Below are 12,234 nucleotides of genomic sequence, written 5' to 3' on the forward strand. Positions count from 1 at the left end.
ACGAGATCAAAGGACGCGCCCACGCCCAAGCCCTGCGTGAGCGCGCCCACCGGCTGCGATGGGCAGGGCCTAGAGCCCGAAATGGCCCCTCAGCGCCGGAACCGCGTCAACCAGACCGCTCACGGTCTGCGGGCCGGCAGCACCTTTGGCTTCCTGCAGCAGCGTCTCGCCGGCCTGCTCGATCTGGGTCATGTCGAGACCGAGCGAGCGCAACTGCGAAAAGCCGTTGACCATGGCGCCGGCCTTCTCGCCAAGCGCACCGCCCAAAAGCGAACTCAGCGAACCGACGATGCCGCCATTGCCGCTTGTCGCGGCCATCACGTCGTAGTTGTGGGCGAGGTCGTCTGCGCCGGCGATCTTGGTGAAGATGCCGGCGCTGGCGACACCGCCGGACTCATGCTCGAGCACCGAAAAGATGGTGCCGACAGCCTTTTCAGCGACCGCCGGGTCAAGCTTCAGCCTGGTCGAGACGGTATTGACGATATCCTGCGCATTCATCGTTCGTTGCTCCTCAGCCCTGGGCCTTCAGCTTGGTATTGCACTGGCTCCAGAACTGCGGCCACTTGGCACCAGCGGGCAGCTTGCCTGCCGCCTTTTGACCTTGCCATTCGGTCGAGCATTCATGGATGCGCTGGCGGAAGGCGACCTCACCAGGCGAAAGCGGCTTGCCGTTTGCCGAGGTCGTAGGCACGACCGCCTTGGCCGAAGCGACGCTCGGATCCGGCGGGACGACCGTCGCATCCGACTTGTCGTTCTTGATGCTGGCGCTGCAGCTAGAGAGGAAGGTCGGCCATTTCTGGCCGTTCAGCGTGCCAGCTGACTTGGCGGCTTGGTATTGCTGGCTGCAAATTTGCTGGGTGGTCTGATGACCTGCGGCGGCAGGGGCCGCCATGGCAGTGGTTTTCGTGGCTGGCTTGGTGGGATTGGCTGGCGCCAACGCGGTGGTCGACTTGGTGGCCGGGGCCGTGGCAGGTGTAGCCGAGTTGTCCATGGACGCACTGCACTTGGACAGGAATTGCGGCCACTTCTCGCCATTCAGCGTATTGGCTTTCTTGGCAGCCTGATATTGCAGGCTGCACGCCTTGGTGGTCGATTGCGCGGCCGTTGCGCTGGCTGCGAAGCCAGGCGTGGCAAGCGCCACGAAGGCAACGCCGGTCAACCCGAATGCGCATATGGATACAAGTCTGGAGAAGCTCATTTCATCCTCCTTGCGGACACAGCTACGCCCCCCCGGAACGAACCATTCGTCCCGACCAGAAACGAGCACATGGAGGCATCGGAATGCGCCAGTGGATCGTCGAAGAGCTCGGCGAAGACGCTGCAAGCAAGGCGAAGCCAGCAAGGATCAGCTTCGCCTCGATTGTGGCGGCACTGCTGGGGTCGCATTACATGACGAAAATTTAATATTCCGGACAGATTGGGCCGCCCGCTGCGACAGCCGCCAAATCTCGCTGATAACCAACCGATTGATCACTGATCGTTGACTGGACGATGCGCGGGCGTTGCTTAGCGTGGCGGTTGTGGCGTCTGCGCTAGGCTAGGCGGACAAACTGCCTGGAAGGCGGCAAGGGCGACCGTTCGTCAGGCTGCAGCAACAAAGGGGAGCACGACATGACAGGACCTGCCATCACCCAGGCGATGATCGACGCCTATGACGAATACACCCACCTGACGCTCGACCGGCGCGGCTTCATGGAGAAGCTGACCAGGTTGGCCGGCACGGCTGCAGCCGCAGCAGCGATTGCGCCGCTGCTCTCGGCAAGCCCGGCGCTGGCGGCAATCGTCGCTGACGACGACAAGCGGCTTCAGGGCGAAGACATCACTTATCCAGGCGCATCCGGAGAGATGAATGGCTATCTGGTCCATCCGGCCGGTCAGTCGGGCAAACTGCCGGCCGTGATTGTCATCCACGAAAACCGGGGGCTCAATGCGCATATACGCGACGTCGCGCGGCGGATCGCGCTGGAAGGATTTGTCGCGCTGGCACCTGACTATCTGTCGCCGCTTGGCGGAACGCCTACGGATGAGGAAAAGGCGCGCGAGATGTTCGCCGAGATGAACGCCGCCCAAACGGCCGCAAATGGGGTGGCAACCGTTGCATTTCTCAAGGGGCACGAATTGTCCACCGGCAAGGTTGGGGCAGTGGGCTTTTGCTGGGGCGGCAGCACCGTCAACACGCTCGCAATCAATGCGCCTGATCTGGCGGCCGGTGTCGCCTATTATGGTGGTCAACCCAAGGACGAAGCGGCGATCGCACGGATCAAGGCTGCTCTGCTGCTGCACTATGCCGGCAAGGACGACCGCATAAACGCTGGGATCGACGCCTACAAAGCGGCGCTGCAAAAAGCCGGCAAGGACTTTCAGATCTACATTTACGAAGGGGCGCAGCACGCCTTCAACAACGATACTTCGGAAGCGCGCTACGACAAGAACGCGGCCGATCTGGCCTGGGGCCGGACCATCGCTTTCCTTAGGGAAAAGCTGGCCTGACCAAGCAAAGGCTGGTCCTGCCTTCTTTTGGTGTGCTCAGGCAACGCCGCGCTTGGAGCGGGCTTCGCGCAAGATGACGCGCCAGCGCAGCATTTCGATCGGGATCGGACCGTTGTTGTTGGCGATCTCAAACAGCTCGTTGTTGATGTTGCGGAGCGAACGCCAGAAATCATAGTCGCTGATGCGCGGATCGCAGGCAAGCTTGTTGGCCGTCGTTTCGATGTCAGTGTGCATGCCTTGCCTCAAGCCGTCCGGTGCCCGCCGCCGCGACTCAACTTCGCTGCGTGGGATTGTCGGAGGGCAGCGAGGGGCGATCAACGAACCTCAGGCTGTGGCGCCGGTTATAAACAGGTAAGGTTAATGGCCTGTGGCGGGTCCGCCACTATGCCGGCCTGCGTTTGATGCCGATGCCACGCCCGGCCCGCTCGGGCATGGGCAATGAAGCGTGGGCCATGCGCATCGCCTCGACATTGGCCAGGATATCACTCGGGAAAGGTGCAACTTTCGGGCCGGTCGTGTCGACATGCAGCGCCAGATATTCCGAGGTCGCCGCCAGCCAGCCGTCGACATGGCGCAATTCCTGGTAAACCCGCAGGCGCTTGTCGTCATGGTCGAGCAGCTGGAAGCTTGATGTGACGCGATGGTCGAGATGCAGTTCCTGCACATAGCAGACGTGCACCTCTGCGGTATAAATGGTGAGCTTCCTGTCGCGGACGTAAGCAGCCCCCATGCCGAGCAGATCGAGTGCTTCGTCGCTGCAGCGGTCGAACAGCACATTGTAATAGGCCATGTTGAGGTGGCCATTATAGTCGATCCAGCCTTTCTCTATCTCCATCACGCTGGAAACGAATGGTGCTGGCATGGCGTGATCCTTTTTGGTCGATTGTAGCGCTGGATAAACCGGCTGGGCTGGCAGATTACCCGAGCATATGGTGCCGGCAAGGCGCCAAGCTGTTCCAATCGCGGAGGAAATGATGGCTCTGAGCGACCTCCGGCTTCAGTCCTTAGCTCTGCTTGGCGCATAGAGCGCCCTGAGCCGCAGCCACCAGAATGCAAGCACGAACGGGATCAGCAGGACGGTGAGGAACCTTGCAAAAGCCGCACCGATAAGCTGCAGGTCATTGTCCGAGAGCAGGTATTGGTAGGCGTTGAAGATCCCTGATCCTCTCAAATTAAGGCCGTTTTTGTAGAAGTCGCTCCAGCCAAAAAGGGAAGCGACAAGCATGACGGCGAAGAGCGGCCCTATAAGGTCGCTCAGGTCCAAGCTTCGCGGCCGTTCCCATATGTCATTTGAGGGCGGCGAAGGGCGAAGCAAAAATACCAGTAGCGCAACCCCGGCTGCCGCTATGAAACTGGCGAGCAGGAATACGGTGAACACCGCTTGGGCCTGAATCAGCAGGCCAGGAGGCAACGGCGGGTCCATTTCTGTCGCGAACTTGCCCACGAGCGGAAATACAGCAGCGCCAAGCTTCGCAATCGCGCTCACAATCTCAGCGACAATGTTGTGGCCGGGTGTTGTACGGGTGGCGATTACTGCCAGCAATTCTGCCACAAGCAAAGGCAAGGCAATTGCGGTCGCGAATTTTGACCAGTGTTGTCGAGCAAACGGAGACGCTGGTGATTTCGGCTGCCCGATTTGGGCCAGATGCAGGGCCGGCCCTAAAAAGCACAACACAAAGAGCGCGAAGAACGTCCACAGAATGCGTCCAGACATGGGGGAGGACGGCACTGTCCAGGCGGGAAGCACAGCAAAGAAGATAAGGGAAAGATATGCGAATGCGATCCGTACCAACCCTGACCCGCTGCATGTTTGAGCTTACACATTAATGGCCGAGCGTAGGCCATTCGTCGAGAGAGACGTGGACAGGAGCGAGCCAACTACTCTAGATCGACGAGTAGTAACCCCACACTTTATGCCTGCGGAACGGGAGGAAATGATGGCTCTGAGCGACCTGAAGGCGATGGCGCGCAATGAGGCGGGGATTGCGGCTGCGCTCGGCATTCTCAAGCAGACATTCGGCGAGCGCTTCCAGACCGGCCAGGCGATCCGCGAACAGCACGGCCACACCACCACCTATCTGCCCAACCAGGCACCCGATGCGGTCGTGTTCGTGGAAAGCACCGCGGATGTGCAGGATGTCGTTCGGGTGTGCGCACAACATCGCGTGCCGGTCATCGCATTCGGCACCGGCACTTCGCTGGAAGGCCATGTCAACGCGCCCGCCGGGGGCATTTCGGTCGACACCTCGCGCATGGACAAGGTTGTTGCGGTGAACGCCGACGATCTCGACTGCACGGTCCAAGCGGGCGTGACGCGCGAGGCCTTGAACACCTATCTGCGCGATACCGGGTTGTTTTTCCCGATCGATCCCGGCGCCAATGCCAGCCTTGGCGGCATGGCGGCGACGCGCGCCTCGGGCACCAATGCGGTGCGCTACGGCACGATGCGCGAGAATGTTCTGTCGCTCAGGGCAGTCATGGCCGATGGCAGCGAGGTGATGACGTCGCACCGGGCGCGGAAAAGCTCGGCCGGCTACGACCTGACGCGACTGCTGGTCGGCTCGGAAGGCACGCTCGGCATCATCACCGAGATCACGCTCAAGCTGCAGGGCATTCCCCAGGCGATTTCGGGCGGGGTCTGTCCGTTCCCAAGCGTCGAGGCGGCGTGCCAGGCGGTGATCACGACCATCCAGATGGGCATTCCGGTGGCGCGGATCGAACTGGTCAACGCGCTGCAGATGCGGGCAATGAAGAATTATTCCAAGCTCGATTATCCCGAAAGCCCGTGCCTGTTCCTCGAATTCCATGGTTCCGATGCCGGAGTTGCCGAGCAAGCGGAGAGTTTTGGCGAGATTGCTACCGAATATGGCGGCGGGCCGTTCCTGTGGACCACGGTCGCAGAGGAGCGAGCGAAACTTTGGAAGGCGCGGCATGATGCCTATTGGGCGTCCCAGACGCTCAGGCCAGGCGCGAGGGCGCTGTCGACCGACGCCTGCGTGCCGATCTCGCGGCTGGCCGAATGCATCGCCGAGACTGAGGCCGACATCGAACGGATGGGGCTAATCGCACCGATTGTCGGCCATGTCGGCGACGGCAATTTTCACACGCTGGTTCTGATGGACCCGAATGACCCAGGCGACATCGGCCGCGCTGAAGAATTCGTCAAAAGGCTGGCCGAACGCGCGATTGCCATGGACGGCACCTCGACCGGCGAGCACGGCATCGGCCAGGGCAAGATGGGACTGATGGAGCGCGAGCATGGCCATGGAGTGGCCGTGATGCGGGCGATCAAGACGGCACTTGATCCGCACAACATTCTCAACCCGGGCAAGATCCTGCCGCTGGCGGAATAGATTTTGCGGCGTTGACGGACGGGTGCGGTGCTGCTAGTTCGGCGCCGTCCAACAAGGGATTTTATGCGCAGAGACTTCAATCGCTGAAGCGTCAGCCAAGTGCTGATGGGCCGAAAGGCCAAAGCGGGCGTTTGCGCGCCTCTCTGAATTGCATAATCCAAGGATATCTCCATGAAATACGCTCACGGCGCGAAGATACGCGCCTATTCCAACACGACCGACCGCAACCGGCTGGCCGACATCTGGCTCGAGGCCTCGCGCGTTGGCCATCCGTTCCTCACCGAGGCGGAGCTGCTCGACCAGCAGGCCAAGGTGCGGGAGATCTACCTGCCGCAAGCCGAAAACTGGGTGGTCGAAATGGACGGCGAGCCGGTGGGCTTCATCGGCCTGATCGACAGCTTCATTGGCGGGCTGTTCGTCGACCCGGCAGCCCACGGCCATGGCCTCGGCAAGGCCTTGGTGCTGCATTCGGCAGCACTCAAGGGCTTGCTCGACGTCGAGGTCTATGCTGCGAACGAAGCCGCCACAGCCTTCTACCGGCGCATCGGCTTCGTCGAGACCTTGCGGCGTTCGCACGACGACGAGGGGCTCCCGCATGAAGTGATCCGGATGCGTCGTCCGGCTTGACCTAACGGCACTTTGGCCGGACAGTTCGGTCGCCCCACCTGATGGGGCGGCCGGATTGGCGAAGCGAGGGCTAGATATGGCGGTTTCCAGGAAACAGGAAGAACGCGCGCTGAGCGAGGACGAGTGGAAGCTGGTGCAGAACTCGCATCATCCCGCTGTGCAGGAGCTTTCAGATGCCGAGCTGCGCGATCTGTTGAAGGCTGTGCGCGAACGGCGCGACCGGGCGCAGGGCGAAGCCAATCGCAAGCGTCGCGAAATGCGGGGCAAGGCTGCCGCCAAGGGCACGCAGCCGGCGACCAAGGACCATGGCACGAAGGCGAAGCTCGGCGTTCTGGCGATGAGCATGCGGCGCCTCAACGGCGAGCACGAGCGGCGAAGGCAACTGGCTGCGCGGATCGACCTCGTGGAGAATGCCCGCCATGCGCTAGCGCTGACCAAGCAGAAGAAGCCGGCACGCGGCGCTGATTTCAACACGCGCCAGGCGCATCTGGGCATGAGGGCGGTGGAAAACGCCAAGGCCAAGAGCCTGGTGAGGCCGATGGAGCGCGGACGCCTGCGCAAGGCGGCTGCCGTCGCACAAGCCAAGCGCGACGCCAAGTAGCGGCTGTTGTAAACTCTACCTTGCCGGCCATCTGACGCGGTTTTCTGCGCTTCCGGTGCTCACGTACTCTAGTCGCTCCGCTCCGGTTCTCGAAAACCACGCCATATGACTCGGCAGGGCGAGTTTTCAACCAGCCTCTGATCGCCTAGCTTCGATTCGGCGCTTTTCGCGGGACAGGCTGCCGCGTGGCGTTGACGTGCAGCAGTGCACAGCCCAACATGCCACCAAATGACCACGCTCCTGCGGTTAGACGCCTGGGACGCAATGAAAGATTTGCCCCAAGGCAATGCTCGCTCGCCTGTTTGTGATATTCGGTGGACTGTTCGTGCTGGCGCTGTGTGCGGCGCTGGTTGGGCCGTATTTTATCGACTGGTCGGGCTACAAGGCCGATTTCGAGCGCGAGGCGAGTGCAATCCTCGGGCGCAAGGTGACTGTGCAGGGTGATGTGACGGCGCGAATCCTGCCGTTTCCTTCGGTCACCTTCTCAGATGTCACGATGGGCGGGGGAGCCAGCGGCGACAACGCGATGACCGTCGAGACATTCTCGATGGATGCCGAGCTTGCACCTTTGCTGCATGGCGAATTCCTGATCTACGACATGCGGCTTGTGCGGCCCAAGGCGGTGATCGACGTGGCCGCCGACGGTGTGGTCGACTGGGCGATCCGGCCATCTGCGCCGTTCGACGTCAAACAAATCTCGATCGAAAAGCTGACGATCACCGAAGGACAGATCATGCTGCGCCACGCCGAAAGCGGACGCGAGCATCTTTTGTCGGAGATCAATACGACAGTGTCGGCCAAGTCGCTCGCCGGGCCGTGGCGCGTCGATGGCGCCCTTCGCATCGACGGCATGAAGACGCAACTGTCGGCCTCGACTGGCTCTGTTGATCCGACAGGCCAGATGCGGCTCAGGCTGCGCGCGACGCCAGAGCGATACGGCTTCACGCTCGAAAGCGACGGCAATGCCAGCATGGACAAGGGCCGGGCGCTTTATTCCGGCGGGTTCAGCCTGGTCGAGGCTCAGCCCGAGGTGCCGGCGCCGGCTGATGGCGAAAAGCCCAAGGTGCCAGCCAAACCGTCCGAGCCGGGCTTGCGGCTGAAAGGCAAGTTCGCCCTCAACCATGCCAAGCTTGGTGTCGGAGAATTCCGTTTCGAAAGCGGCCCGCTCGACGATCCCTACACCGCCGATGGCACCGCCGAGATCGATCTTGGCGCCGCACCGCATTTCATGATCTCGGCCAAGGGCGCGCAGGTGCGTTTCGACGAGGCGGTCGGCGGCGAAAAGACGGGTGCTGCATTTTCGATTTCGCAGCGTCTTACGGCGCTGCAGAAGGTGCTGGTCGGGCTGCCGCGCCCGACCATTCCTGGTACTATCGATCTCGGCCTGCCGGCGATCGTTGCAGGCGACACGACGGTGCGCGACGTCAAACTGTCGGCTGAACCGGGCGATGGCGGCTGGAAGTTGAAGTCGCTGGCAGCGACGCTGCCTGGCCGCACGCGGCTTGAAGCCAGCGGCTTCCTGCGCACCGACGACAATCTGGGTTTCGACGGGCAACTGCTTTTGGCTGTAGGTCAGCCCTCGGGTTTTGCCGCTTGGGTGGCCAATGATGTCGACGAGGCTGTGCGCCGGCTGCCGGCCGCGGGCTTCAAGGCCAAGGTGGCGCTGACACGCGAGCAACAGAAATTCGACGACATCGAGCTGATCCTCGGCAAAGCCAAATTCACCGGCGAGTTGGACAGCATGTTGCCGGACGATGCGCGGGCGTCGGTGACGATGAAGCTCGATGGCGGCGAACTCGACGTTGAAGGCCTGCGCGCTTTCGCCTCGCTATTCGTGACCGACCAGGGGGCCAATCGCTTTACCGATGCCGACCTCGATCTCGCTGCGAAGGCCGGGCCGGTCAATTTTGCCGGCCTCAGTGCGGACACACTCGATACAGCGCTACGCCTGCGCGAAGGCGTGCTGGAGATCGACCGGCTGTCGGTTGGTGGGCTGGCTGGTGCGTCGCTCAGCGCCACCGGGCGGGTCAAGGATTTTCCCGCGGCGCCAACGGGCAATCTCGATGCCTCGGTGGTGGCGGTCGACCTGGCGCCGCTGGTCGCACTAGCAGCGAAGCAGTCGCCTGACAACCATATGCTGGCTGGGCTTGCGGCACGCGCGGCGGCATATCCCGATCTGTTGACCGACGCTCGGATCGATTTCGTCGTCAGTGCGGTGGAAAATGGCGATGGCTCGACAGGCGTTGCGCTGAGCGGCCAGGGTGTTGCTGGAGGTTCGGACCTTCTGGCGACGCTGTCGGCACAGGCGATACCAGACGCGCTCGCAAGCTCGCAGCTGAAGCTCGATTTCTCCGCCCGCAATGAAGACGCCACCAGCCTGATGGCGCTGACTGGGCTGCCTGTGCTGCCGCTTGGCGTGACCGGGCCGGGCGAGCTGCATCTGACGGCTAACGGTTCTCCACAAAATGGCCTTGAAGTCACGACCAGCCTGAAAGGCGACGACGCCTCGGCTGGCTTTACCGGCACCGTGGCGCTGCGCGACGATGACCCGAGCCTGAATGGCCGGCTGACGCTGCAGGCAGCCAACATCGAGCCCTGGCTGATGACATCTGGCGTTTCCCTGCCAAGCATGGGCATGGGCACCCAGGTGCACCTTGCGACTGATGCCAGCCTTGCCGGGGGCGCTCTGGTACTCGACAAGCTTGACGGTAGCGTCAATCAAGGGGCGGTGACCGGGAACCTCAGGGCGGAGCTGCGTGAGGGCATGCCGCATCTCAGCGGATCCCTGACGCTCAACGAGCTCGACCTCAGGCCCTTTGCCGAGATGATGTTGGGTGCCGCAGCACTTGAAGGCGGAAGCGGAGTTTGGCCGGCGGCACCTTTTGCGCCAAAATCGGCAGCGCCTTTCAGCGCCGACCTCCAAATCACTGCCGGCACGCTTTTGGCGGAGCCTATGGCTCGGGCTACCGACGCCGTGCTTGGGCTGCAGATGGATAGTCAGGCGCTCAGGCTTTCCAACATCAAGGCCAAGCTTTTGGGCGGTGACCTCGAAGGCCTGATCGAACTCAAGAACAATGACGGCTCGGCGCTGATTTCGGGCCAGCTGAAGCTCGTGGGTTCCGATGTCGCAGCGATGCCGGGGGCGGGCGGTCTGAGCGGCAAGGGCGATTTTTCTGCGACGCTGTCGGGAAGCGGTAAATCGGTCGAAGGACTGGTCGCGTCGCTGGCCGGTTCGGGCACGGCTGTGGTCGATGGGCTGACGATCCCTGGCTTAAACCCTGATGCGTTCGGACCAATAATCGCCAAGGCCGATGTTTTGGGTCGTGACATCAATGCGGCGCGTGTCGCCGAATTCGCACCCGAGATCGTGGGCAAGGGCAGCTTTGTCGCCGACAAGGCGGATGTGGCCTTCACCATCGCCGGCGGTGTCCTGCGTGCGCCGCCGCTGACGCTGAAGAACGCTGCCGCAACGCTGACGGCTGATCTGCGTAGCGACCTCAATGCCGGTATCGTGGCGGCCAGTGGCAGCATTGCCTATACGCCTGACAAAGAGGCCTTGGTCGGGTCCGAGCCCATGCTGGGCTTCCAGGTCGAAGGGGAGCCGGGCGCAACAGTGCGGCTGTTTGACAGCGCGCCGATGGCGCAGTTCCTGACGCAGCGCGCGCTGGAAAAGGAACAGGCGCGGGTCGAAGCGATGCAGGCGGTGTTGCTGGAAAAGCAGAGGCTGCGCCGCGAGGCGCGCCATTTCGTGGCGCTGCAGGCCGAGCGCGAGCGCATCGCCGAAGAGGCGAGACTGGCTGAAGAAGCGCGGATCAGGGCCGAAGCAGAGGCCAAGGCGCAAGCCGAGGCAGCGCGGCTGCAGGCCGAGGCGGAGGCACGTGCGGCGGAAGCCGCCGCCAGGGCCCAAGCCGAAGCGGACGCGCAGGCAGCCAAGGAAAAGGCCCTTCACGAGGCAGAGCAAGCACGCCAGGCGGCTGACGAAAAGGCTAGGCTTGAAGCTGAGGAGAGGGCGAAGCTGGAGGCGGAAGCAGCAAAACCCTCACCGGCGGCTCAACAGGCACCCTTGCCTGAAGCGCGGCCGATGATGTCGCCGAGCGAGCCGGCACCGTCCCAAGCGCCGCCGGTGGACGCTGCTCCAGCGAAAAAGCTCGACCCGCTCAGTTTGGACGATTTTTTCAAGACGCTGCAGAGCCAGTAGGCGGGTTCTTTTTCCAGCCGCGCGATCGCGTCAGCCGACCTTGGCTTTCTTCAGCACGTCGTTGATGCGGCTCTGCCAGCCTTTGCCCGTGGCCTTGAACTTGGCGATGACGTCGGGATCGAGCCGGATCGACACGACCTGCTTGGGTGCTTCGATTGTAGGGCGGCCGCGAGCGCGGCGTGCTTTTTCTATGCCTTCGAAAAACTCTGGCGGCAGGATGTCCCGCGCCGGGCGAAACTGGGTGAGTTCTTCTTCAGTCAGCTCCGGGCTGTCCACAGCGTCCCAATCTTCCTTGGTGTAGCCGCGACCGGGTTCGAATTCTTTTTTCAACATCTTTCCGGTCATGACAGGAGCTTCCTTTCTCCAGCATTTGCCCGCCGGAAACTAATGACGGACATCGCTTCCGTGCCTAGCGTGGCAAAGATCACCAGATCTTCATTAAATGTATTACGTTTAATGGCCCCGGTCAACAATAAGTGTATTACGTAAATTGTGTCTGGCAAGGGGGCGAAGGCCTGTGCTGCTAGGCGTCGTTTTCGCCCGCTGCGCTGAGCTTTGCCTGCTCCAGCACGAACAGTCTGAGCGCGGAGGAAAGGTTCGCCTCGCGCGGGCGTTGGGTGTCGACTTCGGCGACGAGAGCGGCAAGGGTGATGGCGCGGGCGACCGCGATGGCGACGAGGTCATCGTAAAACGGCTTTTCCAGCGAATAGCTGGTGCGGTGACCGCGAATCGTCACCGAGCGTTTTTCTACCAGGCTCACCGGTCGGACTTTTCGGGATCGCGGCGATGGCCGTCGATAAAGGTTTCAGCACGCTCGGCGGTTAGCTGGTCGCGCACCTTCTCGGCCTTGGTGCGGCCATGCAGCGCCCGATTCTGGTCGGCAAGCGTCTCGCGCTCGGCGCGCGCCTTGTGTTTCTTGAACTGGCGTAGATTGACGATGTCGGCCATGCGACCTCGCCGCCGGG

The 12,234-nt window shown here is 62.2% G+C and carries 14 protein-coding genes; 6 read left to right on the forward strand and 8 right to left on the reverse strand.

Annotated elements, in window-relative coordinates; genetic code table 11:
- Positions 1 to 69: 69 nt before the first annotated feature.
- Positions 70 to 498 carry a hypothetical protein gene (locus AC1DLV_RS07775; RefSeq protein WP_476798989.1) on the reverse strand — a complete coding sequence of 143 codons (429 nt, stop codon included), beginning with the start codon at positions 496 to 498 and terminating at the stop codon, positions 70 to 72.
- A gap of 13 nt (positions 499 to 511) precedes the next feature.
- Entirely contained in the window at positions 512 to 1,198 is a 687-nt protein-coding gene (locus AC1DLV_RS07780; RefSeq protein WP_476798990.1) for a hypothetical protein, read from the reverse strand.
- An 83-nt stretch (positions 1,199 to 1,281) separates the two neighbouring features.
- Here AC1DLV_RS07780 and AC1DLV_RS07785 point away from each other — a divergent pair, with 83 nt between their 5' ends.
- Both AC1DLV_RS07785 and AC1DLV_RS07790 read left to right on the forward strand, forming a co-directional pair.
- A complete protein-coding gene (locus AC1DLV_RS07785; RefSeq protein WP_476798991.1) occupies positions 1,282 to 1,404 on the forward strand; it encodes a hypothetical protein in 123 nt (40 codons plus the stop codon).
- Positions 1,405 to 1,611: 207 nt separating this feature from the next.
- Positions 1,612 to 2,490 (forward strand): dienelactone hydrolase family protein, encoded by an 879-nt coding sequence (locus AC1DLV_RS07790; RefSeq protein WP_476798992.1) that lies wholly within the window; start codon positions 1,612 to 1,614, stop codon positions 2,488 to 2,490.
- 36 nt (positions 2,491 to 2,526) lie between these two features.
- Here AC1DLV_RS07790 and AC1DLV_RS07795 read toward each other — a convergent pair whose 3' ends face one another.
- From AC1DLV_RS07795 to AC1DLV_RS07805, 3 genes are all read right to left on the reverse strand, one after another.
- Complete coding sequence (locus AC1DLV_RS07795; protein WP_476798993.1) at positions 2,527 to 2,724, reverse strand: hypothetical protein; 198 nt, start codon at positions 2,722 to 2,724, stop codon at positions 2,527 to 2,529.
- Positions 2,725 to 2,872: 148 nt separating this feature from the next.
- Positions 2,873 to 3,352: a thioesterase family protein gene (locus tag AC1DLV_RS07800; protein ID WP_476798994.1), complete on the reverse strand. Its 480-nt coding sequence runs from the start codon at positions 3,350 to 3,352 to the stop codon at positions 2,873 to 2,875.
- Positions 3,353 to 3,487: 135 nt separating this feature from the next.
- On the reverse strand, positions 3,488 to 4,204 hold the full coding sequence (locus AC1DLV_RS07805) for a hypothetical protein (protein WP_476798995.1): 717 nt from the start codon (positions 4,202 to 4,204) through the stop codon (positions 3,488 to 3,490).
- A gap of 223 nt (positions 4,205 to 4,427) precedes the next feature.
- Here AC1DLV_RS07805 and AC1DLV_RS07810 point away from each other — a divergent pair, with 223 nt between their 5' ends.
- The 4 genes from AC1DLV_RS07810 (at position 4,428) to AC1DLV_RS07825 (ending at position 11,269) form a co-directional block, all read left to right on the forward strand.
- Entirely contained in the window at positions 4,428 to 5,843 is a 1,416-nt protein-coding gene (locus AC1DLV_RS07810) for an FAD-binding oxidoreductase (RefSeq protein ID WP_476798996.1), read from the forward strand.
- Positions 5,844 to 6,014: 171 nt separating this feature from the next.
- A complete protein-coding gene (locus AC1DLV_RS07815) occupies positions 6,015 to 6,470 on the forward strand; it encodes a GNAT family N-acetyltransferase (RefSeq protein WP_476798997.1) in 456 nt (151 codons plus the stop codon).
- Between the two features lie 76 nt (positions 6,471 to 6,546).
- The gene (locus AC1DLV_RS07820) at positions 6,547 to 7,071 is read left to right on the forward strand and encodes a hypothetical protein (protein ID WP_476798998.1); all 525 of its coding nucleotides are present in this window, start codon (positions 6,547 to 6,549) and stop codon (positions 7,069 to 7,071) included.
- Positions 7,072 to 7,357: 286 nt separating this feature from the next.
- Complete coding sequence (locus AC1DLV_RS07825; protein ID WP_476836139.1) at positions 7,358 to 11,269, forward strand: AsmA family protein; 3,912 nt, start codon at positions 7,358 to 7,360, stop codon at positions 11,267 to 11,269.
- Positions 11,270 to 11,299: 30 nt separating this feature from the next.
- Here AC1DLV_RS07825 and AC1DLV_RS07830 read toward each other — a convergent pair whose 3' ends face one another.
- The 3 genes from AC1DLV_RS07830 to AC1DLV_RS07840 form a co-directional block, all read right to left on the reverse strand.
- Positions 11,300 to 11,614, reverse strand: coding sequence for a BrnA antitoxin family protein (locus AC1DLV_RS07830; RefSeq protein WP_476799000.1), 315 nt, complete (start codon positions 11,612 to 11,614; stop codon positions 11,300 to 11,302).
- A 178-nt stretch (positions 11,615 to 11,792) separates the two neighbouring features.
- Entirely contained in the window at positions 11,793 to 12,029 is a 237-nt protein-coding gene (locus tag AC1DLV_RS07835; protein WP_476799001.1) for a ribbon-helix-helix domain-containing protein, read from the reverse strand.
- Positions 12,026 to 12,217, reverse strand: a complete 192-nt coding sequence (locus AC1DLV_RS07840) for a DUF4169 family protein (RefSeq protein ID WP_476799002.1) — start codon at positions 12,215 to 12,217, stop codon at positions 12,026 to 12,028. Before AC1DLV_RS07840 ends, AC1DLV_RS07835 begins: the two co-directional genes overlap by 4 nt.
- Positions 12,218 to 12,234: the final 17 nt, after the last annotated feature.

It is taken from the genome of Aminobacter sp. 01T433 (genome assembly GCF_056398585.1).

Excerpts from the sequence above, each read along its gene's own strand:
- AC1DLV_RS07775 (WP_476798989.1), bottom strand. The coding sequence starts at position 498 with ATGAATGCGCAGGATATCGTCAATACCGTCTCGACCAGGCTGAAGCTT.
- AC1DLV_RS07780 (WP_476798990.1), bottom strand. The coding sequence starts at position 1,198 with ATGAGCTTCTCCAGACTTGTATCCATATGCGCATTCGGGTTGACCGGC.
- AC1DLV_RS07785 (WP_476798991.1), top strand. The coding sequence starts at position 1,282 with ATGCGCCAGTGGATCGTCGAAGAGCTCGGCGAAGACGCTGCAAGCAAG.
- AC1DLV_RS07790 (WP_476798992.1), top strand. The coding sequence starts at position 1,612 with ATGACAGGACCTGCCATCACCCAGGCGATGATCGACGCCTATGACGAA.
- AC1DLV_RS07795 (WP_476798993.1), bottom strand. The coding sequence starts at position 2,724 with ATGCACACTGACATCGAAACGACGGCCAACAAGCTTGCCTGCGATCCG.
- AC1DLV_RS07800 (WP_476798994.1), bottom strand. The coding sequence starts at position 3,352 with ATGCCAGCACCATTCGTTTCCAGCGTGATGGAGATAGAGAAAGGCTGG.
- AC1DLV_RS07805 (WP_476798995.1), bottom strand. The coding sequence starts at position 4,204 with ATGTCTGGACGCATTCTGTGGACGTTCTTCGCGCTCTTTGTGTTGTGC.
- AC1DLV_RS07810 (WP_476798996.1), top strand. The coding sequence starts at position 4,428 with ATGGCTCTGAGCGACCTGAAGGCGATGGCGCGCAATGAGGCGGGGATT.
- AC1DLV_RS07815 (WP_476798997.1), top strand. The coding sequence starts at position 6,015 with ATGAAATACGCTCACGGCGCGAAGATACGCGCCTATTCCAACACGACC.
- AC1DLV_RS07820 (WP_476798998.1), top strand. The coding sequence starts at position 6,547 with ATGGCGGTTTCCAGGAAACAGGAAGAACGCGCGCTGAGCGAGGACGAG.
- AC1DLV_RS07825 (WP_476836139.1), top strand. The coding sequence starts at position 7,358 with ATGCTCGCTCGCCTGTTTGTGATATTCGGTGGACTGTTCGTGCTGGCG.
- AC1DLV_RS07830 (WP_476799000.1), bottom strand. The coding sequence starts at position 11,614 with ATGACCGGAAAGATGTTGAAAAAAGAATTCGAACCCGGTCGCGGCTAC.
- AC1DLV_RS07840 (WP_476799002.1), bottom strand. The coding sequence starts at position 12,217 with ATGGCCGACATCGTCAATCTACGCCAGTTCAAGAAACACAAGGCGCGC.